The 22,796-nt window shown below is 66.3% G+C and carries 19 protein-coding genes and 3 pseudogenes; 10 read left to right on the top strand and 12 right to left on the bottom strand.

Annotation, left to right across the window (positions count from 1 at the left end; all coding sequences use genetic code 11):
• Positions 1-5 precede the first annotated feature (5 nt).
• On the bottom strand, positions 6-614 hold the full coding sequence (locus F1640_RS10660) for a protein-L-isoaspartate O-methyltransferase (protein ID WP_124811384.1): 609 nt from the start codon (positions 612-614) through the stop codon (positions 6-8).
• Between the two features lie 267 nt (positions 615-881).
• Here F1640_RS10660 and F1640_RS10655 point away from each other — a divergent pair, with 267 nt between their 5' ends.
• From F1640_RS10655 to F1640_RS10645, 3 genes are all read left to right on the top strand, one after another.
• A complete protein-coding gene (locus tag F1640_RS10655; RefSeq protein WP_124811385.1) occupies positions 882-2,405 on the top strand; it encodes a fumarate hydratase in 1,524 nt (507 codons plus the stop codon).
• Between the two features lie 137 nt (positions 2,406-2,542).
• Positions 2,543-4,558, top strand: coding sequence for a sensor histidine kinase (locus tag F1640_RS26015; RefSeq protein WP_375336190.1), 2,016 nt, complete (start codon positions 2,543-2,545; stop codon positions 4,556-4,558).
• A gap of 33 nt (positions 4,559-4,591) precedes the next feature.
• The gene (locus tag F1640_RS10645; RefSeq protein ID WP_125954329.1) at positions 4,592-5,338 is read left to right on the top strand and encodes a LytTR family DNA-binding domain-containing protein; all 747 of its coding nucleotides are present in this window, start codon (positions 4,592-4,594) and stop codon (positions 5,336-5,338) included.
• A 19-nt stretch (positions 5,339-5,357) separates the two neighbouring features.
• Here the strand turns inward: F1640_RS10645 and F1640_RS10640 are convergent, their stop codons facing one another.
• A complete protein-coding gene (locus F1640_RS10640; protein ID WP_124810123.1) occupies positions 5,358-5,624 on the bottom strand; it encodes a hypothetical protein in 267 nt (88 codons plus the stop codon).
• A gap of 114 nt (positions 5,625-5,738) precedes the next feature.
• Positions 5,739-6,533, bottom strand: a pseudogene (locus F1640_RS10635) (ATP-binding protein); the annotation flags it as partial.
• A 110-nt stretch (positions 6,534-6,643) separates the two neighbouring features.
• Between F1640_RS10635 and F1640_RS10630 the strand changes: the two are divergent.
• The gene (locus F1640_RS10630) at positions 6,644-7,030 is read left to right on the top strand and encodes a hypothetical protein (protein ID WP_194919113.1); all 387 of its coding nucleotides are present in this window, start codon (positions 6,644-6,646) and stop codon (positions 7,028-7,030) included.
• Positions 7,031-7,096: 66 nt separating this feature from the next.
• Here the strand turns inward: F1640_RS10630 and F1640_RS10625 are convergent, their stop codons facing one another.
• Complete coding sequence (locus F1640_RS10625; protein WP_194919111.1) at positions 7,097-7,264, bottom strand: DUF1508 domain-containing protein; 168 nt, start codon at positions 7,262-7,264, stop codon at positions 7,097-7,099.
• A gap of 12 nt (positions 7,265-7,276) precedes the next feature.
• On the opposite strand from F1640_RS10625, the gene F1640_RS10620 reads away from it, so the two are divergent.
• A complete protein-coding gene (locus F1640_RS10620; RefSeq protein ID WP_194919110.1) occupies positions 7,277-7,495 on the top strand; it encodes a hypothetical protein in 219 nt (72 codons plus the stop codon).
• 385 nt (positions 7,496-7,880) lie between these two features.
• Here the strand turns inward: F1640_RS10620 and F1640_RS10615 are convergent, their stop codons facing one another.
• The gene (locus tag F1640_RS10615) at positions 7,881-8,831 is read right to left on the bottom strand and encodes an IS1595 family transposase (protein ID WP_194919108.1); all 951 of its coding nucleotides are present in this window, start codon (positions 8,829-8,831) and stop codon (positions 7,881-7,883) included.
• Positions 8,832-8,936: 105 nt separating this feature from the next.
• On the opposite strand from F1640_RS10615, the gene F1640_RS10610 reads away from it, so the two are divergent.
• Both F1640_RS10610 and F1640_RS10605 read left to right on the top strand, forming a co-directional pair.
• Complete coding sequence (locus F1640_RS10610; RefSeq protein WP_194919107.1) at positions 8,937-9,161, top strand: DUF6471 domain-containing protein; 225 nt, start codon at positions 8,937-8,939, stop codon at positions 9,159-9,161.
• A complete protein-coding gene (locus F1640_RS10605; protein ID WP_194919105.1) occupies positions 9,122-10,153 on the top strand; it encodes a hypothetical protein in 1,032 nt (343 codons plus the stop codon). The genes F1640_RS10610 and F1640_RS10605 overlap by 40 nt, the downstream gene beginning before the upstream one ends.
• Before the next feature lie 81 nt (positions 10,154-10,234).
• Here F1640_RS10605 and F1640_RS10600 read toward each other — a convergent pair.
• From F1640_RS10600 to polA, 4 genes and pseudogenes are all read right to left on the bottom strand, one after another.
• Positions 10,235-10,960: pseudogene (locus F1640_RS10600) on the bottom strand (magnesium chelatase domain-containing protein); the annotation flags it as partial.
• Positions 10,961-11,095: 135 nt separating this feature from the next.
• On the bottom strand, positions 11,096-11,920 hold the full coding sequence (locus F1640_RS25240) for a bifunctional diguanylate cyclase/phosphodiesterase (RefSeq protein WP_255530341.1): 825 nt from the start codon (positions 11,918-11,920) through the stop codon (positions 11,096-11,098).
• Between the two features lie 34 nt (positions 11,921-11,954).
• Positions 11,955-13,220: pseudogene (locus F1640_RS25235) on the bottom strand (diguanylate cyclase domain-containing protein); the annotation flags it as partial.
• A 108-nt stretch (positions 13,221-13,328) separates the two neighbouring features.
• On the bottom strand, positions 13,329-16,208 hold the full coding sequence (gene polA, locus F1640_RS10590) for a DNA polymerase I (RefSeq protein WP_194919103.1): 2,880 nt from the start codon (positions 16,206-16,208) through the stop codon (positions 13,329-13,331).
• A 281-nt stretch (positions 16,209-16,489) separates the two neighbouring features.
• On the opposite strand from polA, the gene F1640_RS10585 reads away from it, so the two are divergent.
• Complete coding sequence (locus F1640_RS10585; RefSeq protein WP_124810120.1) at positions 16,490-16,687, top strand: hypothetical protein; 198 nt, start codon at positions 16,490-16,492, stop codon at positions 16,685-16,687.
• 294 nt (positions 16,688-16,981) lie between these two features.
• On the opposite strand, the gene F1640_RS10580 is transcribed toward F1640_RS10585, so the two are convergent.
• A complete protein-coding gene (locus F1640_RS10580) occupies positions 16,982-17,947 on the bottom strand; it encodes a serine hydrolase (protein ID WP_124810119.1) in 966 nt (321 codons plus the stop codon).
• A gap of 229 nt (positions 17,948-18,176) precedes the next feature.
• On the opposite strand from F1640_RS10580, the gene F1640_RS10575 reads away from it, so the two are divergent.
• The gene (locus F1640_RS10575; RefSeq protein WP_194919099.1) at positions 18,177-19,559 is read left to right on the top strand and encodes a phosphotransferase; all 1,383 of its coding nucleotides are present in this window, start codon (positions 18,177-18,179) and stop codon (positions 19,557-19,559) included.
• The gene (locus tag F1640_RS10570) at positions 19,559-20,845 is read left to right on the top strand and encodes an acyl-CoA dehydrogenase family protein (protein WP_194919097.1); all 1,287 of its coding nucleotides are present in this window, start codon (positions 19,559-19,561) and stop codon (positions 20,843-20,845) included. The genes F1640_RS10575 and F1640_RS10570 overlap by 1 nt, the downstream gene beginning before the upstream one ends.
• Positions 20,846-20,855: 10 nt before the next feature.
• Here F1640_RS10570 and F1640_RS10565 read toward each other — a convergent pair whose 3' ends face one another.
• Together F1640_RS10565 and metK are read right to left on the bottom strand one after the other, a co-directional pair.
• Positions 20,856-21,434, bottom strand: coding sequence for a lysozyme (locus F1640_RS10565; RefSeq protein WP_194919095.1), 579 nt, complete (start codon positions 21,432-21,434; stop codon positions 20,856-20,858).
• Positions 21,435-21,586: 152 nt separating this feature from the next.
• Positions 21,587-22,792, bottom strand: coding sequence for a methionine adenosyltransferase (gene metK / locus F1640_RS10560; RefSeq protein WP_125954321.1), 1,206 nt, complete (start codon positions 22,790-22,792; stop codon positions 21,587-21,589).
• Positions 22,793-22,796: the final 4 nt, after the last annotated feature.

The following is a 22,796-nucleotide window of genomic DNA, read 5'->3' as shown; positions in this document are numbered from 1 at the left end:
GACGTTCAGAAGCTCCACTTCTTCGGCGCGGCATAGTCGGCCAGCGCCGCGAAATCCGCTTCGCCCAGGCTGGCGAACGCGATTTCGCCCGCCACCTTGCGGCCGATGGCCAGCCGCGCCACGCCGCGTTCGATCAGGCCGGTAACGACACGGCCATCGTCGGCGAGCGCCGCCACGAGCGCCGCGGGCGCCACTTCGATCGCGCCATCGATCAGGATCAGCGAATAGGGACCGCCCTCCACGGTGGCACCGGGCGCGGCCAGCGTGACGCTGCCCACCAGCCTGCCCACCACGGCGGCGAGATAGGCGCCGGGCTTGCCGATCACCAGCACCGTGTCGGCAGGCACCGGTTCGGCGGCGGTCAGCATCTGCCCATGCGTCAGCGCGGGGGCCAGCACCGTGCCATCGCCCAGTGGCACCGCGCGATCGGCATAGGCCACCGCGCGCCGTTCCGCCGGCACGAAATCCTCCCGCGGGATCGCGGCGAAAGCGGCGAGAATCGCCGGATCGTTGACGCCGCTCACCCGGAGCTGGCTGTCGATCATCGCGCGCCGCGCCGGGGCAAGGTCCGCACCGGTCTCGGCGCCCATCGGCCGATCTTCCACCACTGTCATGCTATCCCTCGTAACTGGCCTGCAAAAGCGACCCGCCACTGTATTACACCATCAATACACCAGTGCAACGCCGGTGTCGGGGCATTCCAGTCCGGGCTTCCGGGCACCGCCTGTAGAATATCGCTTTCCCCACGCCAAGCGCTTTGCACGTCGCCCGTCGGCGCGTAAGGGGCGCCCATCGATTCAACCGGCCAATCGGTCCGGCCGGCGCCGATCGGGCAGCGATCGGCCGGTAGCGGCCAGCCAGCGACGAAGGAGTCAGCGACAATGGCGGAAATGGTGACAATCCGGGAAGAAGACCTGATCGAAAGCGTCGCCGACGCGCTGCAATACATCAGCTACTTCCATCCGATGGACTACATCCGTGCGCTGGGCGAAGCCTACAAGGCGGAACAAGGCCCGGCGGCGAAGGACGCCATCGCCCAGATCCTGACCAACAGCCGCATGTGCGCCGAAGGCCACCGGCCGATCTGCCAGGACACCGGCATCGTCAATGTCTTCATCCAGTGGGGGCAGGATTGTCGCCTCGAATCCGACCGTTCGCTGCAGGACGTCGTCGATGAAGGCGTGCGCCGCGCCTACCTGAACCCGGACAACAAGCTGCGCGCCTCGGTGCTGGCGGACCCGGCCTTCACCCGCCGCAACACCAAGGACAACACGCCCTGCGTGCTCCATGTCGATATGGTGAAGGGCGGCAAGGTTTCGGTCGATGTCGCAGCGAAGGGCGGCGGGTCGGAAAACAAGTCCAAGTTCAAGATGATGAACCCCAGCGATTCGATCGTGGACTGGGTGGTGGAGATGCTGCCCCAGATGGGCGCCGGCTGGTGTCCGCCGGGCATGCTCGGCATCGGCATCGGCGGCACGGCGGAACATTGCGTGCTGCTGGCCAAGAAGGCGCTGATGGAGCCGATCGACATGGCCCAGCTCAAGGAGCGCGGGCCGCAGAACGATATCGAGAAGCTGCGCATCGAAATCTTCGACAAGGTCAACGCGCTGGGCATCGGCGCGCAGGGCCTGGGCGGGCTGTCGACAATCCTCGACGTCAAGATCATGGACGCGCCGTGCCACGCCGCCGGCAAGCCGATCGCGATGATCCCCAACTGCGCCGCCACGCGCCACGCGCACTTCACGCTCGACGGCTCCGGCCCCAGCTTCCTCGAACGCCCCAAGCTCGATGAATGGCCCGAAGTCCACTGGGCGCCCGACAGCGCGGCGAAGCGCGTCGATCTCGACAGCCTGACGCCCGAAGAGGTGCAGGGCTGGAAGGCGGGCGACCGCCTGCTGCTCAACGGCCGGATGCTGACCGGCCGCGATGCCGCGCACAAGCGGATCAAGGACATGCTGGCCAAGGGCGAGGAACTGCCCGTCGATTTCCGCGGCCGCGTGATCTACTATGTCGGCCCGGTCGATCCGGTGCGCGACGAAGTGGTCGGCCCCGCCGGCCCCACCACCGCCACGCGCATGGACAGCTTCTCCGACCAGATGCTGGACCTGGGCCTGCTGGCCAGCGTGGGCAAGGCGGAGCGCGGCCCTTCGGCCACGCAATCGATCGCCAACCACAAGTCCGCCTACCTCATGGCGGTCGGCGGCGCCGCCTACCTTGTCGCGCGCGCGATCAAGGAAGCGAAAGTCGTCGGCTTCGCGGACCTCGGCATGGAAGCGATCTACGAATTCACCGTGCAGGACATGCCGGTGACCGTGGCCGTCGACAGCGAAGGCCAGAACGTCCACCAGCTCGCCCCGCTGGTGTGGAAGAAGAAGATCGCCGAGGAAGGCCTGCTGCCCGCCTGACGCGGTTTGACGCAACGCAGGGCCGGGGGGTTCGCACGGGACGCCCGGCCCTGCGCCGCCGAATGCTCGACCAACCGCAGACTCCCCCCGACCAGCCGCGCTGGCGCTGGCGCTTGAACGCGGTGTAGAAGGCGGCAATGGCTTCCAGTTCCGCCTATCCCATCGGAGAAGCAGACGCGCTCTCCGCCCGCCCCCATGTTCCCGCCCGGCAGGTCGTGCTGTCGGCGGCCGCGCTGTGGCTGTGCTACTTCCTGCTCGTTACCGTGCGCGGCATGGTGGTCGAACTGGGCGAATTCCAGGAACTGCTGTGGCGGCGCGCGCTGGTCACGCTGGCCGGAATCGTGGTCACGCTGCTGGCCTGGCCGCTGCTCCGCCGCTTCGACGGGCGCGGCATCGGCCTGCGCATCGGCGCGTCGCTGGTCATCATGCTGCCCGCCGCGCTGGCGCTGGCGGTCATCAACCAGCAGGCCTTCGCCTCGATCGAACAGCGCATCATGGAGCGCAAGCTCAACGAGGAAGCGGCGAAGGAGCCCGGCAGCGCGCGCCCCACGGCGCCAACCGATGCGGGCAGCCCGTTACCCGCGCCGGGGCAGACCACCGCTGCCGCACCTTCCGGCGGCATCAGGATGCGGCATGACCTGTCGGGCAACGTTCTGGTCGACCTGCCCGATCCGGTCGCGCCGAAAGCATCCTCGCCGCCGCCGTCGCCACCGGAACCACCGGCCGCGCAGGTTCCCCCCGCCCCGCCACCGGCGCCCGATTTCCCGCTGACCGTGCGCCGCAACGCGGATGGCAGCTCCGAGATGATCGCGCCGGGCGGCGTAATCGTGCGCCATAACGCGGACGGCACCGCGCAGGTCCGCGCCGGCCGGATGACGGCGGATGTCGATGGCGACGACGCTGACGACATCGCCCGCGCAATCGAGAACGCGCGCCGCCAGGTCGGTGATGGCCGCGCGCAGGGCGCCGAAGCCCGCCGCATCGCTTCCATGGAACGCCGCAAGGCCATGGAGGAAGGCCGCCGCATCGCCGCCGAGGAACGGCGCAAGGCGTTCGAGGAAGTCCGCCGCGAACTGGCGGAAGCGGGCATCACCGTTCCGCCTCCGCCGGCCCCGGCCGCCGCGATGCCGGCGCCGCCCGCGCCGCCGGCTCCCACGCGGGCGGCATCCGCGCCCGCCAGCAAGCCATCGCCCACGCCAGCCGCCACGAACCGCCCGGCAGCGCCCGCGCACAAACCCCATGCGGCTGCAACGCGGACAGCACCTGCCACCAGCCCTTCTCCCTCAGCGTCTGCTTCTCCCGCCGCTGCCGCATCGGCTGTCGCTCCTCCGCCACAGCCGTCGGCACCGCCTTCCGCAAGCGCCAGCGCCGAACCCTATGAATTCGCCATCGTGCGCAACGCGATGCACGAGGAAGGACTGTGGCGGCAGCTCACCGATGTCGCGCTGGGCCGCTATTTCCTGCTGATCGCCTGGGCCGCGCTCTACCTCGCGCTCGGCAATGGCGAGATGGCGCGCGCCGCCGAATGGCGCGAGGGCGAATACCGCCGCGCCGCCAAGGCCGCGGAGCTGCGCTCGCTGCGCTATCAGGTGAACCCGCATTTCCTGTTCAACACGCTCAATTCGCTGTCCGCGCTGGTCATGACAGGGCGCGGCGAACAGGCCGAACGAATGATCCAGACGATCTCCAGCTTCTACCGCCACAGCCTGGCCGCCGATCCCACGTCGGACGTGCCGCTGGCCGACGAGATCGCGCTGCAGCGCCACTACCTCGAAATCGAGGCGGTGCGCTTTCCCGACCGGCTGCGTACCGAATTCGACGTGCCGGAAAACCTTGCCCAAGCCTGCGTGCCCGGCATGATCCTGCAGCCGCTGGTCGAAAACTCGATCAAATATGCCGTCTCCGCCACCACGCGGCCGGTCACCATCCGCATCAGCGCGCGCGAGGCCGACGGGCTGCTGGTGCTGACCGTGGCCGACGACGGGCCGGGCAAGGCCAGCGGAAGCGGTGGCACCGGCATTGGCCTTGCCAACGTGCGCAACCGGCTGGCCGCGCGCTTCGGCGATTTCGCGCATGTCGATAGCGGCCCCCTGCCGGCGGGGGGCTATGCCACGGTGCTCACCATCCCCCGCGTGGACGGCGGGAACTGCTGAACGGGCATGGAAGAACAGACGGGAGGAAACGGTATGCGAACGCTGATCGTGGACGACGAGCCGCTGGCGGTGGAACGGATGCAGATCCTCTGTTCGCGCCTGCCCGCGATCACCGTGGTCGGCACCGCCAGCGATGGCGCGGCGGCACTGCGGCTGGTCGAGGCGCTAGCGCCCGACCTGATCCTGCTCGACATGACGATGCCCGAAGTGGACGGCCTTTCGGTGGCGCGCCAGCTTTCCGGCCAGGCGCAGCGGCCGGCGGTGATCTTCGTGACCGCGCACGATCACTTCGCCGTGGAAGCCTTCGACCTTGATGCCGTGGACTATGTGCTGAAGCCTGTGGCGCAGGACCGGCTGGAACGCGCGATCGAGCGCGCGCTGGCCCGGATCGCCAATGGAGCCGCCACCCCCACCACGGAACCATCGGCCGCCGCTCCGTCCAAGGGTGACTGGATCGAGGAATTCTGGGTGCCGCACCGCTCCGAACTGGTCCGCGTCGCCGCCGCCGACATCGAGCGCATCGATGCCGAGCGCGACTATGTGCGGCTGCACGTGGGGCCACGCAGCTACCTGATGCTGCACACGATCCAGGGCCTGGAAAATCGGCTCGATCCCGATCGCTTCATCCGCCTGCACCGCTCGACGATCGTGCGACGGGACCGGATCAACGGGTTGCGACACGATGGCCTTGGCGTCTGGTCGGCGGAACTGGCGGATGGCACGCCGCTCCGGATCGGACGCACCTATCTGGCCAAGGCCAAGGCGATGGCAGGACGCTGATCCCCGGCGTCCGGGATTCTCAGCGTTTCGCTTCCGGCACATGCCGGCCCTTGCAAATCTCGCAGCGGCGCCAGCAGGTGACGCCCGGCATGGCATCGGCGGGCTTCAATCCCGGTACAGGGCGCAGCCCTTCGAGGATCCATGGCGCCACGCCCTCGGGCGCGGCCTTGCTGTGGCAGAGCAGGCAGGTCTTGCGGTAGGTTTCGCGGGTGAGGCCCGAATGGTCCTCCTGCGCGCCGACGGGGCCGGACCACAGGGCGAGCGGCGCGATCGCCAGAGCCGCCATCAGCGATGCCCGAATCCCGTTTCGTCCCAATCCGCGCACCCTGCCGCTCCTCCGGACAATCGCCAGCGAGAGGAGAGTTGCCGCAAATTCGGACGATCGTCCAGCTTCAAGACGTCACGCGCGCGGCGCCATGCGGCGATAACTGAGTGCCTCCGCCACATGCACGCGGCCGACCGTCTCCGAGCCGCCGAGATCGGCGATCGTGCGCGCCACGCGCAGCATCCGGGTATAGCCCCGCGCCGACAGCCGCATCGCTTCCGCCGCCTGCAGCAACAACGTGCGGCCCGGCGCATCCGGGGTGGCGTGGCGATCGAGCAACTCGCCATCGAGCTCGGCATTGTTGCGCCGTCCGCTGCCCGCCAGTCGTGCCGTCTGGATCGCGCGTGCGCCGGCCACGCGGGCGGCCACCTCGTCCGATCCTTCCGCCGGCGGCGGCAAGGCGAGATCGGCCGCGGACACCGGATCGACCTCGACATGCAGGTCGATCCGGTCGAGCAGCGGGCCAGACACCTTGGACTGGTAGTCCGCCGCGCATTTCGGCGCGCGGCTGCAGCCCAGCGCCGGATCGCCGAGATGGCCGCAGCGGCACGGGTTCATCGCCGCGACCAGCTGCACGCGCGCGGGGAAGGTGACATGGGCATTGGCCCGCGCCACCGAGACTTCGCCCGCTTCCAGCGGCTGCCGCAGCGAATCGAGCACCGCGCGCTGGAATTCGGGCAGTTCGTCAAGGAACAGCACGCCCAGGTGCGCCAGGCTGACCTCGCCCGGCCGCACGCGCAGGCCCCCGCCGGTCAGCGCCGCCATCGAGGCGGAATGGTGCGGGCAGCGGAACGGGCGCGCGCGGCTGATCCGCCCGTCCTCCAGCAGCCCGGCGACCGAAGCGACCATCGAGACTTCCAGCGCCTCCGGCATTATGTAGCAAACGCACCAGCATCAGGATAGATGTAATCGCTCGCGATGCGTAATATCATCGTATGACGGACTACGCCCTAGAAGCGCTCAAACGGAAGCGCGCAGAGATGACCGGGGAAATCGCCCGCTGTCATGCAAGGCTGCAACAGCTATCGGACGGCCTCGACCATATCGACGCCACGATACGCTTGTTCGCCCCTGACTTCGTACAGGAGAGCATTCTCCCCAAGGTATTCACGCCCCCGAAGTCGTGGAGCAAGCGCGGGGAAATGAGCCGGGCCGTGCTGTCCATCCTGCGCGTTGCCAAGGGGCCGCTGTCCACACGGGAGATTGCCTCCATGATCGTCCAGCAACGCGGCCTAGACGCCGACAAGGGCATTCTGGACGTAATGACGCGGCGGGTTGCCAACGTACTGCGCGACAAGCGCTCTGCGGGGCTTGTGCGGTCGCTGGAGGAGACGGGGCTTTGGTTGCAGTGGGAGGTTGTGCGGTGAATGTAGCAAGTGCGGGAAATAAGGGTGGGCAGGTAGGACTCTCCTAACAACCCACCCCTATGCTAGTTACTCGATGACCGGGGAATTGCCCGAATTTTTCATGATGCTGATGCCGTTGATGGCATCTGCTTTGTTATAATAGCCCTCTGCAGAGTCCGAGATGGTACGGCCATTCGAGGAAACGTATCGCCACCGCCACTGGTTGAGGCGGTCCTTGTACAACTTGTAGTACATTGGAATATCTCCATGAAGTTCAAACACTTTCTTGTCAGCTATCGTCTGGACGGCGCTCAATGGAACATCGAAATCCCAGCAACGTCTTTTGAGGATGCAGAACGCCGCCTCAGCCAAATTCATTTTGGCCGAGTTGAGGGCGAAGTGATCGCAACGGTGCCAGGGGTGATGGGTCCAATCGCAGGGCTTGCTGCTTGGATCAGGAACCTGATTTCACCAGCAAGTCGATAGCCCCCGTCTCGGGAATCAGCCTTGTTTCTGCCGTTTCTCCTTCGAGCCTTGAAGCCCGAAGGGTGTTGACCGAAACACATAGAAGGTGTTAGAAACTTCACCGTGATCACGACCAACACACCTTCGGGTGCGTTGTTTTTCAAAACGGGCCAGCTGGAGACGCCATCTCCGCTGGCCCAATTTGTTTCTGGCACAGTTCCTGAACGAAATCAAGCTTAATGCCCTAGGATGCCCACACAGGGCATCTCGCGCATTTTGTTGTCACGACTTGCCCAGCCATCGAAATACGCCTGAGAGAGCCTTAAAAGGGAAAATAGGGGATATTTCCCGGTGTGGAAAAGTACGAGTCAAGATGTGTTGGTTAATGTTCCACAGGTGTTCTTGGTTATCTCTGCCAGTACCCCGCCCACGACCGCGACACCGTCGCTGCCATCGCCGATGCGGCAACCGTCATAGCCTGCGAACCGTTGTCCACACGGCGGTTATCTTCGCGCCATGACGCCTCAGCGGCATACTGGTGCAGGTACGGCCCAGCGATGTGATGGTGCGTACCGACTTCCATACGGCGGAGACGCGAGAAGAATGATTCGGCCTGATTGGTGCAGGCCCATTCGTTCGAATATTCCACCGTGTGATTGATGCGGCGCGTATCGAACTTGGCGTGCAGGTCATCCCAATGCGACGCTTCGTCCGCGTGGACGGTGGACATATGGTGGATGCGAGCCGCAACCGCTTCGCCACCCTTGGCTTCCGACTTGGCTACGACAACCAGTGATTCGCCGCCGCGTTCGCGGCCGACGACAACAACCTGACGCTTGCCAGACTGATTGACGGCAAGGCGACGATCCCGGCGGTTGGCCTTCTCGTTGGCGGGGCGGACGTGACCGCCGAAGTACGCACCATCGACCTCTACCTCGCCCTCAAGGGTCTGGTGCTGGTCCTCAAGCGCCATCGCCTCGCGCAGCTTGTGGGCAAGGACGAATGCCGTCTTGTACTGGCAATCAAGGTCGCGGCTCATCTGGAGGGCGGAAACGCCCTTGGCGCCGTTCACGAAGATGACGATCGCGGCGAGCAGATCGGTGAAGCTCATTTTGCGCGATGCGAAGATGGTTCCGCTGGTGACGCTGAACTGGTGATGGCAGGCGACGCACTTGAACTTACGGCGAGTCGCAATGTTGTAGGTTTCGGTGCAGCCGCACTTTGGGCAGATCGCTTCGCCGTCCGTCTCCGGCCAGCGGAGTTCGCAGAACGTGCGGTAAGCGGCTTCCTCGCCCATCCGGAAAACCTTCTTGAGGCTCAGGGTGCGGGCGGCGGCGGAGAGGAGGAAGTGCTGCATTGTCATCGTTTCCAGTGCTTATGCACTTCATATGATGACATTACGTATCGTTGTCAACGGCAAATGTATCGCGTATGATGATGTTTTACATCATAGGAGCGAGCAGTGCCGGTCAAGGAAAAGGAATGGGAGGACCGGGTTAAGGGCCTCCTGAAAGCAGAACTGAAGCGCCGGGGTGTGACCTATGCCGATCTGGTCGGCAAGCTGGCTGACATTGGAGTGATGGACTCCGAGCCGAATATCCGGAACAAGATCAGCCGAGGCAAATTTACAGCGGTGTTCTTGGTCCAATGTCTGATGGCGATAGGAACGGAAACAGTAAGGCTCTAAATTGGGTTCCCCCTGTTGTTGGGGTCTTCTTAGCCGTTTCGCTTTCCTGGGGTATCGGGTGGCTACAAGCCCGCGAAGAATACAAGCGAGAGAATACCCCCACAGCCTACGCTGAAGCAGCCAAGAAGGACGCGGAGCGCGCCTGCGTCGGGGTTGAGCCTCGTGCTGTTTTCGAATGTGTGAATGAAAAGACCGAAGCCGCCTATCAAACAGCACATGACGAGCAAGATTTGAGCGCCCAACAGCGCGCCGCTTCGAGCGCCCTCGCTTCGTCTGTATTGAGTTTTTTTAGCCTTCTGCTGTCCGGAATAGGCGTTTGGTATGTCAAGCGCACTCTCGACGCTACCTTGCAAGCCGTCAAGGACACCGGCGATGCCACCGATGAAATGCGGAAGGCTAATGCTATTTCCAATAGAATCGCTGAGGCTGAACTGCGACCTTATCTCTTTGTCGATCATCTTAAGTTGATCGACATTAAGCGCTTTACCGATGAGATCGAAGAAGACGGTGAATCCAAGACGATCCCCAACGGCTTTTCCGCGAGAGTGTCGATCCATCTTCGAAACTACGGCAAGGTTCCTGCCCGCAACATTCACGTTACCAAACGTCTCTGCATGGCCCGCTTCTACCGAGGAGAGTTGAGTCACTTCCGTCGGGGTTATGTGGATACTCCTGTCTGCGCGCCCGGCCATGAGCGCCGTGTCTTTGACGGCTTTTACATCGGCAAGGATGACCTGGAGGAATTCAACGAAGGCAGGCTGGAATACGTAATTCGCCTCAAATTCACCTACGAAGATGATAAGGGTGGCAAGTTTTCCGAAATTGCTGGGTATCGCCTCTCGGGAGATGATCTCGAGACCTTCTATCTCCTTTTGGGGCCTCACAACATTTATGCCAACCGGAAGCGGTGGGCCGAGATGGAGCCCGACCTGTATGACAATGCCGACGATGGCGTTGAGGAAATTGAAGATCAAAGCGCTACTCCTTCTTAGGAGCGGCATCGTTGAGCATTACACCTGCCATCATCGGCGATGACGTTCGCCTCAGGCTTGGTGCGTTTGCTACATAATGCCGAGCGCCTCGGCCGGCGTCAGTTCGGGCAGGATGCCGGGCAGGCACGATGCCATCAGCGATTTGCCCGCGCCCGGCGGGCCGATCATCAGCAGGTTGTGCCCGCCCGCCGCCGCGATCTCCAGCGCGCGCTTGGCGGTTTCCTGGCCTTTCACCTGCCGCAGGTCTGCCATGCGGCGCGGCGGATCGGCCTCGCCCGGCGTAGGCGGGGGCAAGCGCTGCGTGCCTTTCAGGTGGTTGAGGAGCGAGACGAGGTTGGGCGCGGCGATCACGTCGATCCCGCTGGCCCAGCGCGCCTCGGTGCCTTGCGCGGCGGGGCAGATCAGGCCCTTGTCCGCCCCGCTGGCATGAAGCGCCGCCAGAAGTACTCCGGGGCTGGCGATGATCCGCCCGTCCAGCGCCAGTTCGCCCACGGCCAGATAGTCCGCGATCTGTTCGCGATCGACCACGCCCATCGCCGCCAGCAGCGCCAGCGCAACCGGCAGGTCGTAATGCGAGCCTTCCTTGGGCAGGTCGGCCGGTGAAAGGTTGATGGTGATGCGCTTGGGCGGCAGCGCCAGCCCCAATGCGGCGAGCGCGGACTGCACCCGCTCGCGGCTTTCGCCCACCGCCTTGTCGGGCAGGCCGACCAGCCGGAACGCGGGCAGGCCCGGCGCGATCTGGCACTGGACTTCCACCGCGCGGGCGTCCAGCCCCAGATAGGCCACTGTCGAAACCAGCGCGACCATCGGTCCCCCGTCGCTTCCCAACGGCACCGCGTGGCCGGGCGGGAAGCATTGCGGAGCGCCATGGCGATGCCAAGACGCCAGCGGCCGACACCGCCAAATCGGACCCAGTTGTGCCTGTCCGCCCCGCCGGGTGAGTCAGCCCGCGTCTTTCGCGATCGCGCGCGTCATGCCCAGTTCGTTCGCGGGCCGCGCCCGGCCGATCAGGTAGCCCTGCCCCTGCGCACATCCTTCGCCACGCAGGTAATCCAGCACCGTTTCCTCCTCGATGCCTTCGGCGGTGACGGTCAGGCCCAGGCTGTGGCCCAGACCGATGATCGCGCGCACCACCGCCTGCGAATTGGGCTCCTGATGCAAGTCGCGCACGAAGGACTTGTCGATCTTGATCTTGGTGAAGGGGTAGCTCAGCAGATAGCTGAGCGAGCTGTAGCCGGTGCCGAAATCGTCCATCGATATGCCCACGCCCAGCGCGCGGATCGATGCGATCATGCCGGAAACCTGCGGCCCCTTTTCCATCAGGACGGCTTCGGTGATTTCCAGCTCCAGCCGCCGCGGGTCCATGCCCGCCGACGACAGCGCCTGCACCACGATGCCCAGCAGGTTGGGCGAACGGAACTGGATGGGCGAGACATTGACCGCCAGCTTGACGTGCGCGGGCCACATCATCGCCTCGCGGCAGGCACTCTGCAGCACGAACTGGCCGACCACGTCGATCAGGCCGATTTCCTCGGCCAGGCCGATGAACGCGTCGGGCATCACCATGCCGCGCACGGGGTGGTGCCAGCGCACCAGCGCCTCGTAGCATTCGACCTCGCCGGTCGCGAGATCGATCAGCGGCTGATAGTGGACCGCCAGTTCGCCCAGCCGGATCGCCTTGCGGAAATCGGCCTCCAGCAAGCTCTTTTCCTGCGCGGCGACGTCCATGTCGCGCACGAAGCCCCCGCCGGTCGGCCTTGGCGGCATAGAGGGCCAGATCGGCGTAGCGCAGCAGCGTTTCCGGGTTGGCGGTATCGTCGGGTGCCGATGCCATGCCGATCGTGGCGCCGATATGCAGCGAACAGCCGCTGACGCTGAAAGTCTCCTTCATCGCGGTGATGATCGCCTTGGCGACGTAATCGACCGTCGTGCGCGACTGCCTTTCGAAGATCACCGCGAATTCGTCGCCGCCGATCCGGCACAGCAGGCCATCGTCGGGCACCAGGCTGGCCATGCGCCGCGCCGCCTCCGCCAACAAAGCATCGCCGACGAGATGGCCGAACGTGTCGTTGATCGGCTTGAAGTGATCGAGATCGATCAGCGCGACGGTCACCGACCGGCCGTTCTGGCGCACCCCGGTCAACAGATCGCGCAGCCGCTCGCGGCAGTGCGCGCGGTTGGCAAGGCCGGTCAGCTCGTCATGCCGCGCCATGTGCGCGATGCGTGCCTCCACCTTGCGCCGCTCGGTCACGTCGAAGACCGAGGCGATCGTGGCCAGCCGGCCATCGAGCATCGACTGCCGCGTGAACAGGACCGATTCGAGTTCCTGCCCGTCCTTGCGCAGCTGACGCCAGAAGCGATCCTTCTGCGATCCGGTCGTCGCCAGCAGGCGCTGCGCCTCGCTCCATTCCTCGGCCGCGAACAGGCGTTCCGCCGGCAGCCCCGCCAGTTCGGCAAGGTCATAGCCGAAGTGGTCGGCAGCGGCGGCGTTGGCCGAAACGATCGCGTCCTCCGCCGGATCATAGACCAGCAGCGGCACCGGATTGCTTTCGAACAGCAGGCGAAACGATTCCTCGCGCTGCTTCATCTCGGTGATGTCCACGCGCAGGCCGATGGTGCCGCCATCGCTGGTCTTGCGCTCCTCGATCATGATGCAGCGGCCGTCGGACAGCCATTGTTCGTGGCGGTCGGCCGCGTGTTCCAGCCGGTCGAGCCGGTCGGCCAGCCATTCCTCCTCGCGCCCGTGCGCTTCGGGATAGTCACCCCGGGCAATGCCTTCGCGCAGCGTGTCGACCAGCCGCGCCCCGCGCCGGAACAGGTCGGCAGACCGGTGATAGATGCGCGCGTATTCCTCGTTCCAGTGGATGTAGCGCCCTTCGGCATCGAGAAAGACGATGCCCTGCGGAAGCGCGTCCAGCGCCTCGCGGAACCGCTGCTCGGCCTGTCGCGCGGCTTCCTCGGCGGCGGCAACGGCGCGGGTGGCATCAAGCAGGAGGCCGGCTTCCCAAACCTCCTGTCCGCCACCCTCGTCGCCGTCACCCCAGTCGTTTGCCGGGAAACCACCCATCGCGTCCATTCGCCGCCCCTTCGGCCCGTTGCGCCCGGAGCAGGAAAATAGTCCGAAGTGGTTAATTATTTTCGCATTGCAACAAGCACTTGCAGACCGTTACCGCGATCAGTGCGCCGCGCCCCAACTGGCGCCGGTGCCGATCTCGACGCCCAGCGGAACCGAAAGTTTTACAGCGGGTTCCGCAGCGCTCGCCATGACCCGCTCGATCACCGGCTTGGCCGCCTCGACATCGCCTTCCGGCACCTCGAACACCAGTTCGTCGTGCACCTGCAGCAGCATACGGACGCCACCTAGCCCAGCCTCCTCCAGCGCGGGCATCATGCGCGCCATGGCCCGCTTGATGATGTCGGCGCTGGTGCCCTGGATCGGCGCGTTGATCGCCGCGCGCTCGCTACCCTGCCGCTCGGCCTGGTTCTTGGAATTGATGCGCGGGAACCAGGTCTTGCGGCCGAACAGGGTTTCCGAATAGCCGCGCTCGCGCACGCTCTCCAGCGTCTCGTGGATATAGCGCTGGATGCCGGGGAAGCGCTCGAAATAGCGATCGATCATCGCCTGCGCCTCTTCGGCCGAGGTGCCGAGCCGGCCGGCCAGGCCCCACCGGCTGATGCCATAGAGAATCGCGAAGTTGATCGTCTTGGCGCGCCCGCGCGTGTCGCGGTCGACATGGCCGAACATCTCGGTCGCGGTGCGCGCGTGGATGTCTTCGCCCGCCGCGAACGCTTCGCGGAGCGCCGGCACGTCGGCGATGTGCGCGGCCAGCCGCAGTTCGATCTGCGAATAGTCGGCCGCCAGCAGCACATTGCCCGGCTCTGCCACGAACGCCTCGCGGATCTGGCGGCCGATCTCGGTGCGGATCGGGATGTTCTGGAGATTCGGCTCGTTCGACGAGAGCCGTCCGGTCTGCGCGCCGACCAGGCTGTAGCTGGTGTGGACGCGGCCGGTCACCGGATTGATCGCGGCCTGCAGCGCTTCGGTGTAGGTCGACTTGAGCTTGGACAGCTGGCGCCATTCGAGCACCAGCGTCGCCACTTCGGCGCCCTGCGCGGCCAGCCCTTCCAGCACGGACTGGTCGGTCGAATACTGCCCGGTCTTGCCCTTCTTGCCGCCCTTGTAGCCCAGCCGGTCGAACAGCACCTCGCCAAGCTGCTTGGGGCTGCCGATCGTGAACGGGCCGCCCGCCTTGGCGTGAATCACGGTTTCCAGTTCGGCGATGCGGGCGGCAAACTCGGCTGAAAGCGCGGCCAGCCGCTCGCGGTCGACGCGGATACCGTTGCGCTCCATCATCGCCACCACCGGAATCAGCGGCCGGTCCACGCGCTGATAGATGCGCGTGCCGCCCTCGTCGGACAGGCGAGGCTGGAACAGGCGGTGGAGCCGCCAGGTGACGTCCGCGTCTTCCGCGGCATAGCGCGTGGCATCGGCCAGCGGCACTTCGGAAAACGAGATCGCCTTCTTGCCGGTGCCGCACAGGTCCTTGAACTTCATCGTGGCGTGGCCGAGGTGCCTTTCCGACAACTCGTCCATGCCGTGCCCGGCCAGGCCGGTTTCGCTGCGCCCGGCATCGAGGCAGAAGCTCATCACCATGGTATCGTCGATCGGCGCGACCGCGATGCCGCCGACCGCTTCTCCGGCCGCTTCCCCCGCGCGCGCGAGGATGGTGAGGTCGTACTTGATGTTCTGGCCCACTTTCAGCACCGCGTCGCTTTCCAGCAGCGGCTTGAGCGCAGCCAGCGCCGCGTTCCGGTCCACCTGCACCGGCTTTTCCGCGAACATGTCGGTGCCGCCATGGCCCAGCGGAATATAGCAGGCATCGTTGGGGCCAAGCGCCAGGCTCACCCCCACCAGATCCGCCGCCATCGCATCGAGCGCGCTGGTCTCGGTGTCGATCGCCACCACGCGCGCCTCGAACGCGCGGGCGATCCATTGCTCCAGCTCGCCAATCGACTGGACGCAGGCATAGCGGCCCAGATCGGGCGCGGGCCATTCGGGCAGCGGCTGCCGGTTCGCGCTTTCAGGCTGCACCGGCGCCACGCCTCCGGCCCCCGCGCCTTCGCCGGTCGTCGGCGCGGCGGACACGGGGGCCAGCGCGCCCACGCCCAGCTTGCGCAACAGGCTGGTGAAACCGTGTTCGCCCAAGAACGCCGCCAGCGGATCGGGCGGGATCGCGCCCAGCGTGAAATCGTCGAGCGGCAGCGGCAGGTCGCAATCTTCCTTCAGCGCCACCAATTCGCGCGAAAGGCGCGCCATCGGCGCCTGTTCGATCAGGCTTTCGCGCAGCTTGCCGGCTTTCATCGCCGGCGCGGCGGCCAGCGCGGATTCGAGATCGCCATGCTCCTGGATCAGCTTCGACGCGGTCTTGGGGCCGATGCCGCGAATGCCGGGCACGTTGTCCACCGCATCGCCCATCAGCGCGAGGACATCGCCCACCTTCTCCGGCGGCACGCCGAATTTCTCGATCACTTCGCGCACGTCGATCCGCTGGTTCTTCATCGTGTCCAGCATGTCGATCCGCGCGCCGTTGGCGGCGGTGCCGACCAGCTGCATCAGGTCCTTGTCGGAGGAAACGATCGTCACGTCCCACCCGCGCGCGGCCGCGGCGCGGGCATAGGACGCGATCAGGTCGTCCGCTTCCAGCCCGGCCTCCTCGATGCAGGGCAGGCTGAACGCGCGCGTGGCATCGCGGATCAGCGGGAACTGCGGCACCAGATCCTCGGGCGGGGGCGGGCGGTTGGCCTTGTAGGCCTCGTACAGATCATTGCGGAACGAGACCGAGCCCTTGTCGAGAATCACGCCCAGGTGGGTCGGCCCGTCCGCCTTGTGGAGATCATCGGCCAGCTTCCACAGCATCGTGGTGTAGCCATAGACCGCGCCGACCGGCACGCCCTGCGGGTTGGTGAGCGGGGGCAGGCGGTGATAGGCGCGGAAGATGTAGGCCGAGCCATCGACCAGGTAGAGGTGCTGCCGGGAACTGTTGGTGCCGTCCATCGCGGCGGTGTACCCGCTTGCGCGGCGGAACGGAAGGTGCAGGAGGCCGGTTGCGGAGGGAACGGCTCGCCGCTTGTACAGGGCGGACTATCGCACACGCTACCGACGAAAAAAGCCTTCCTCCTCCGCGCGATGCACGGTGAAAGGCATTTCATGTTCGTCTTATGCTTGCAAGGGAATGAATTGCCGATTAATTGAGGTCCCGAAGTCTACCCCACGAGTAGGCTTTGCGGCGGGCTGCTTGCCCGGCGCGGTTCACTTCAATCCAGGGATTGTAACGCATGCGCAAGCTCATCCTCGCCGCTGTCGCCGGCACCGCTTTCACCCTCGCCGGCTGCGGCGAAAAGGCTCCGGAAGCTACCGAAGCCGCCACCGAAGCCGCTGTTGAATCGTCGGACGTCGCTGCTGACGCCTCGGCTGAAGCCAGCGCTCCGGCTGCTGACGCCTCGGCTGAAGCGAGCGAAGCCGCGAAGATGTAATCCCCGCCCGCAAGGGCAGGATACAGATAGAGGGGCGTGGCCTTGCGGCCGCGCCCCTTTCTCTTTGGCGATCTGAATCGCGCGCGGACGCGGAGCATGAACAGCCCACCCCGCTGCGACTAACGCCGCCCGCGGCAGCGCAAGTCTCGCTTCCGCTCCCGCATGCCGGACGGGCTGCCCCTTATTATCCCCTCCCGCTCGCGGGAGGGGCTGGGGGTGGGCAGCAAACGCCATGACCGCCAACAAAAAAGGCGCCGCTTGCGCGACGCCTCCCTTGTTTCGCGGTGCGATGCCTCAGCGGCGCGCGACTTCCTGCAGCGAACGGCCCAGCGGCTGGCTATAGCCATCGTACAGAACGCGCGCGACCTGCGCGATCAGCGCCGACTGCGGGGCATGACCCTCCGGCCCGGCCACGAACACCACCATGGCCAGATGGCGCCCATCGGGCAGCCGCACGATGCCGACGTCGTCGGTCACGCCGGCCAGCGTGCCGGTCTTGTGCGCCACCAGCGTCCCTTCGGGGAGGCCAGCGCGAATGCGGTTGCGGCCGGTGCTGGTGCGCGTCATCGTATCGAGCAGGACCGCGCGGCTTTCGGGATTGAGCGCACCGCCGCGGTCGATCGCGGCCAGCAGCGCCAGCATGGCGCGCGGTGTGCTGCTGGTGCGGGTATCGATCACCGTCGCCGGGTTGACCTTGCCATCGTCGCGCACCAGCGTCGCCATCGTGTGGTCGAGCCGCTGGCCGACGATGCCCTTGCGCGTCAACCACTGGTTGACCGGGGCGATGCCGCCGATCGCGGCGATGATCCCGTCGGTCGCCTGGTTGTTGCTGCGCGTAATCATGAGTTCCATGAGTTCCTGCGCGGTCATCACCGGCCCGGCGCGCACCGGAGCGATGGGGCTGCGCGCGCCGGCGCGTTCGGCCACCGACAGCATCATCGGGAAACGCTGATCGAGGCGGAAACGCCCCTGCTCCACGCCTTCGAGGAACGTGGCCGCCACCGCGATCTTGGCGGTGCTGGCCATGGGGAACGGCATGTCGCCATTGAGGAATATCTGCCCGCCACCATCGAGGTCCATCGCGGCCACGCCGATCCGGCCCCGGCTTTGCGAGGCGATCGCGGCGATCTGCTGCTGGATGATGATGTCACGCTGATCCTGCAGCGTGACGGGCGGACGTGACTGGACCGCCGGCGTGGCGCCCAGCGCCGGCAAGGCAAGCGCAGCGGCGGCCAGAAGCTTGGTGAAGCGACTCTTCATGTGACCGTTATGACCCCGACCCGATTTACCCATCGTTACTGGAATCTAACTTATTGCAAATGTTAGGCGAAGATCGTTTCAAAACGGTCCGTCGCCTCTCTCGCCCGGCTGGTCGGCGTTTGGCGCGGCAAAACGGCAATAGTTGGCAATCGGCGGTTCCCGCTGGACTTTAATCGATCGATTAAGATAATGCTCCCGTCCGGCACGAACCGGGCGATGGAGAGGGCGAATGGCAGGCACGGATTCCGACGATGAAGCCGGAAGCGCCGCGGCCGATTTCGTCGCGCGGCTCGGGGCCGTCATGGCGCGGGCGGGGCTGGCCGGCACGATCGTTTCACCGCAACGCCTGTCGGGCGGCGCCAATATGGAAAGCTGGCTGTTCGGCTGCGCGGGGCCGCAGGGCGAAGAACGATTCGTGCTGCGCCGCGCGCCTTCGGCGGAATGGCTCGCCACCCGCGCGCTGCACATGGACGGAGAGGCCGCGCTGGTCCGCCATGCCCATGCCGGCGGTGTGCCCGCGCCGGAAATCGTCGCCGAGCTGACACCGGAAGACGGTTTCGGCATCGGCTTCATCATGCGCTGCCTGCCCGGCACCGCCAGCCCGCCGGACATTCTCGCCCAGGCGGCGGACGGGTTGATAGACGAGATCGCGGGTGCGCTGGCCGCGATTCACCGGCTCGATACCGCGCCGCTTGGCTTCCTGCCCCGGCTCGATCCGGCCGAAGGCGTGGAAGGACTGGCCGCGCAGTTCGAAGAAGCCGGCGGCGACCGCCCGGTGATCGCGCTCGGCCTTGCCTGGCTGCGCGCCAACCTTCCGCCGCCATGCCCGCCGCGCGTGGTCCACGGCGATCTGCGGCTGGGCAATATCCTGGTCGATCAGGGCCACCTCTCCGGGGTGCTGGACTGGGAGCTGGCGCATCTGGGCGACAGCCACGAGGACCTTGCCTATGGCTGCATGACGGTGTGGCGCTTCGGCCGGCTCGACCGGCCCGCCTTCGGCCTGGCCGCGCTGGAGCACTATTTCGCCGCCTACCGCGCCGCCGGTGGGGAAAGCGTCGATCCCGTGCGCTTCCGCTTCTGGCTGGTCTATCGCACCGTGTGGTGGGCGCTCGGCTGCATGGCGATGGCGCAATCCTGGCGCGCGCGCACCGACCGTTCGCTGGAGCGTGTCGTCATATCACGCCGCACCAGCGAGCAGGAGCTCGACTTGCTGCTGCTGCTCGAAGAAGGCGCGCCCGAAGCCGAACGCGCGCGCGCGCTGCCACCTCCCCCTCCGCCCGCCGCCGGTTCCGCTGGCGAGGCGAGCGCGGCCGAAATCCTCACCGCGATTTCCGAATGGCTGGGCGAAGCAGTCAAGCCCAGGCTGGACGGGCGCGACCGGTTCGATCTGGCCGTCGCGCGCAACGCGCTGGGCATCGTCCAGCGCGAACTGGCCGGTCGCCCCGATCCGGCGGACCGCGCGCTGTCCGACGATGTGCTGGCGGGAGACGCCACGCTCGCCACGCCGGGGCTGCTCGCGCGCCTGCGCCGCGCCGCACTCGACCGGCTCGCCGCCGACATGCCGAAATATCCGGCGCTGGCCCCGGCCCGCGCGCAATGGGAGCAATGCTGATGGATTTCGATCTCCCGGCCGATCTGGTCGCCTACCTCGCCGAGCTCGACGCCTTCATCGCGGCCGAGATCACGCCGCTGGAGCAGGCGGACGACAATATCCGCTTCTTCGACCATCGCCGCGAATGGGCGCGCACCGATTTCGAGAACGGCGGCTTGCCTCGCCACGAATGGGAGGAGCTGCTGACCGAGGCCACCCGCCGCGCCGACGCCGCCGGCCACTGGCGCTTTTCCGCGCCGAAGAAGTACGGCGGCAAGGACGGCTCCAACCTGTGGATGGCAGTCATCCGCGAACACTTCGCCGCCAAGGGGCTGGGCCTGCACAACGATCTCCAGAACGAACACTCGATCGTCGGCAATTTCCCGTTCGTCGCCATGTTCGAACACTTCGGCACGCCCGAACAGCAGCAGGAATTCATCTTCGGCGGGTTCGAACGCCGCCGCCGGGTGGCTTTCGGCCTGACCGAGCCGGAGCACGGTTCCGACGCCACCCACATGGAAACCCGCGCGGTGCGCGAAACGCGCGATGGCGTGCCCGGCTGGCGCATCGATGGCGAGAAGATGTGGACCACCGGGATGCACGTCGCCACGCATTGCGCCACGTTCGCGCGCACCAGCGGGCAGGACGGGGAAGCCAAGGGCATCACCTGCTTTCTCGTGCCCAATCCCGCCGACGGGCTGGTGATCGAGGAATACCTGTGGACCTTCAACATGCCCACGGATCATCCGCGCGTGTCGTTCACCAACGTCTGGGTGCCCGATAGCGCGGTGCTCGGGCCGGTCGACGGCGGTCTCGCCATCGCGCAGAGCTTCGTCCATCAGAACCGCATCCGCCAGGCCGCCTCCTCATTGGGCGCGGCCACGTTCTGCGTCGAGGAAGCGGTCCGCTACGCGCGCGAACGCAAGCCGTTCGGCGAGGATCTCGCCCGCAACCAGGCCATCCAGTTCCCGCTGGTGGAGCTTGCCACCCAGTGCGAGATGCTGCGCCTGCTGATCCGCAAGACCGCGTGGCAGATGGACCGGATGGAGCACCGCCAGATCGAGCGCGAGCTGTCCGACAAGGTCTCGATGTGCAACTACTGGGCGAACCGGCTGGTCTGCGAAGCGGCGGACCGCGCGATGCAGGTCCATGGCGGCATCGGCTATTCGCGGCACAAGCCGTTCGAGCACATCTTCCGCCACCACCGCCGCTATCGCATCACCGAAGGGGCCGAGGAAATCCAGATGCGCAAGGTGGGGGGCTACCTGTTCGGCTACATGGGGCCGCGCAAGAGCCAGTTCGCCTGAGGCCCCTCCATCACGCCGGGGTGGCGATCTCGCGCGGCTCTCCGGCGAACAGCCGCGCGATCACCGGCGCGATCGCGATGCGTTTCGCCCCGGCCGGGCGGTAGGCGGGCTTGGCCACATCATAGACCAGCGCGGTGCCGTCGGCGGTCCAGGCGCCGTCGAAGAACAGCGCCTGTTCGCGCTGGCGGCGCGGCAGCAGCGCGGCCGGGCGCGCCCAGTCGAGCATCGCCGCGCGGGCGCCCGGCGCATCGCCGGCCACGAAGCGGCGGACCCAACCAGCCCGCGCGATCGCCCCGGTGTTCCAGTGGAACGAAAGCGCGGCGCCCAGCTGCGGCTCGGTCAGCTCCAGCGCGCCGAACGCCGCCAGCACCGCCGGCAGGTATTTCGTCCGCAGCAACCACAGGAACACCGCCAGGCAATGGTCCAGCGGCTGCGGATTGTCCTTGTAGCGCGGAAAGACCGCGTGCCCCGAAGCCTGGGTGACCCCCACGCTCCAGGTCCACACGCCCACACTGTCACGATAGGCTTCGCGCGCCACGTCTTCGTGGGCGATCAGTTCAAGGACAATCCGGGGGGTCAGGTCGCGCATGGCTCGCTCCGCCAAAAGCCAGGCTCATGGCGCAGGACGGCCCATGTAGGACAGCGCAATTGCAACCCATCACGCGGCGCCGGAAAACGGGAACGGCCCGCCCCCCGGAAAGGGAGCGGGCCGTCCGCTATCCGTACCCTGGCGTTATCCGCTCAGGCGAAGGCGGCCTTCAGGTCGTCCACCAGATCGAGCCGTTCCCACGGGAAGAAATCGCCCTCGGCCTTGCGCCCGAAGTGGCCATAGGCGGCGGTGGGCTGATAGATCGGCTTGTTGAGACCCAGATGCGTGCGGATCGCGCGCGGAGTCAGACCGCCCAGCTTGGCGATGCCCTTGATCGCCTGTTCGATCCGGTCGTCGCCCACGGTGCCCGTGTCGTGCGTATCGACATAGAGCGAGAGCGGTTCGGACACGCCGATAGCATAGGCGATCTGGATCGTGCAGCGCGTGGCAAGGCCCGCCGCAACCACGTTCTTGGCAAGGTAGCGGGTGATGTAGGCCGCCGAACGGTCGACCTTGGTCGGGTCCTTGCCCGAGAACGCGCCGCCGCCGTGCGGGCTGGCGCCGCCATAGGTATCGACGATGATCTTGCGCCCGGTCAGGCCGGCGTCGCCATCGGGGCCACCGATCTCGAACGAGCCGGTCGGGTTGATGTAGTACACCGTCTCGCGCAGCAGCACCGGCGGGATCACCTCGGCGATCACCCGCTTCACATAGGCGTGTAGTTCGGCTTCCTTGTCGCCCTCGTCATAGCCCGGCGCGTGCTGGGTCGAGACGACGACCGCCGTCGCGGCGACCGGCAGCGAGCCTTCGTAGCGCAGCGTGACCTGGCTCTTGGCGTCGGGTTCCAGGAACGGCGCCGCGCCCGAATGGCGGTCGGCGGCCATGCGCTCCAAGATCTTGTGGCTGTAGTAGAGCGTCGCCGGCATCAGGTCGGGCGTCTCGTCGGTGGCATAGCCGAACATGATGCCCTGGTCGCCGGCGCCTTCGTCCTTGTTGTCAGCGGCGTCCACGCCCTGCGCGATGTGGGCGGACTGGCCGTGCAGGCGGTTGATGAACTCGAACTTTTCCCAGTGGAAGCCGTCCTGCTCATAACCGATCCGCTTCACCGTATCGCGCACGGTCTTCTCGATCTCCGCCTGCGCGCCCGGCGCCCAGGCGCCGTTTTCATAGACGCCCTTGCAGCGGATCTCGCCGGCCAGCACGACCAGCTGTGTGGTGGTCAGCGTTTCGCAGGCGATGCGCGCTTCCGGGTCCTTGGACAGGAACAGGTCGACGATGGCGTCGCTGATCTGGTCCGACACCTTGTCGGGATGGCCTTCGGAGACGCTTTCGGAAGTAAACAGGTAATCGCCGCGCATTGCA

The sequence above is a fragment of the Novosphingobium sp. NBM11 genome (genome assembly GCF_015390225.1).
Lineage (GTDB): Bacteria > Pseudomonadota > Alphaproteobacteria > Sphingomonadales > Sphingomonadaceae > Novosphingobium.
Note: the sequence above shows the minus strand (reverse complement) of the source record. Positions and strands in the feature narration are given on the sequence as shown.

Excerpts from the sequence above, each read along its gene's own strand:
- F1640_RS26015 (WP_375336190.1), top strand. The coding sequence starts at position 2,543 with ATGGCTTCCAGTTCCGCCTATCCCATCGGAGAAGCAGACGCGCTCTCC.
- F1640_RS10570 (WP_194919097.1), top strand. The coding sequence starts at position 19,559 with ATGGATTTCGATCTCCCGGCCGATCTGGTCGCCTACCTCGCCGAGCTC.
- F1640_RS10620 (WP_194919110.1), top strand. The coding sequence starts at position 7,277 with ATGAAGTTCAAACACTTTCTTGTCAGCTATCGTCTGGACGGCGCTCAA.
- F1640_RS10605 (WP_194919105.1), top strand. The coding sequence starts at position 9,122 with ATGTCTGATGGCGATAGGAACGGAAACAGTAAGGCTCTAAATTGGGTT.
- polA (WP_194919103.1), bottom strand. The coding sequence starts at position 16,208 with ATGGACGGCACCAACAGTTCCCGGCAGCACCTCTACCTGGTCGATGGC.
- metK (WP_125954321.1), bottom strand. The coding sequence starts at position 22,792 with ATGCGCGGCGATTACCTGTTTACTTCCGAAAGCGTCTCCGAAGGCCAT.
- F1640_RS25240 (WP_255530341.1), bottom strand. The coding sequence starts at position 11,920 with ATGCCGCCAAGGCCGACCGGCGGGGGCTTCGTGCGCGACATGGACGTC.
- F1640_RS10630 (WP_194919113.1), top strand. The coding sequence starts at position 6,644 with ATGACCGGGGAAATCGCCCGCTGTCATGCAAGGCTGCAACAGCTATCG.
- F1640_RS10565 (WP_194919095.1), bottom strand. The coding sequence starts at position 21,434 with ATGCGCGACCTGACCCCCCGGATTGTCCTTGAACTGATCGCCCACGAA.
- F1640_RS10580 (WP_124810119.1), bottom strand. The coding sequence starts at position 17,947 with ATGAAGAGTCGCTTCACCAAGCTTCTGGCCGCCGCTGCGCTTGCCTTG.
- F1640_RS10655 (WP_124811385.1), top strand. The coding sequence starts at position 882 with ATGGCGGAAATGGTGACAATCCGGGAAGAAGACCTGATCGAAAGCGTC.
- F1640_RS10615 (WP_194919108.1), bottom strand. The coding sequence starts at position 8,831 with ATGCAGCACTTCCTCCTCTCCGCCGCCGCCCGCACCCTGAGCCTCAAG.
- F1640_RS10640 (WP_124810123.1), bottom strand. The coding sequence starts at position 5,624 with ATGGCGGCTCTGGCGATCGCGCCGCTCGCCCTGTGGTCCGGCCCCGTC.
- F1640_RS10625 (WP_194919111.1), bottom strand. The coding sequence starts at position 7,264 with ATGTACTACAAGTTGTACAAGGACCGCCTCAACCAGTGGCGGTGGCGA.
- F1640_RS10645 (WP_125954329.1), top strand. The coding sequence starts at position 4,592 with ATGCGAACGCTGATCGTGGACGACGAGCCGCTGGCGGTGGAACGGATG.
- F1640_RS10660 (WP_124811384.1), bottom strand. The coding sequence starts at position 614 with ATGACAGTGGTGGAAGATCGGCCGATGGGCGCCGAGACCGGTGCGGAC.
- F1640_RS10585 (WP_124810120.1), top strand. The coding sequence starts at position 16,490 with ATGCGCAAGCTCATCCTCGCCGCTGTCGCCGGCACCGCTTTCACCCTC.
- F1640_RS10575 (WP_194919099.1), top strand. The coding sequence starts at position 18,177 with ATGGCAGGCACGGATTCCGACGATGAAGCCGGAAGCGCCGCGGCCGAT.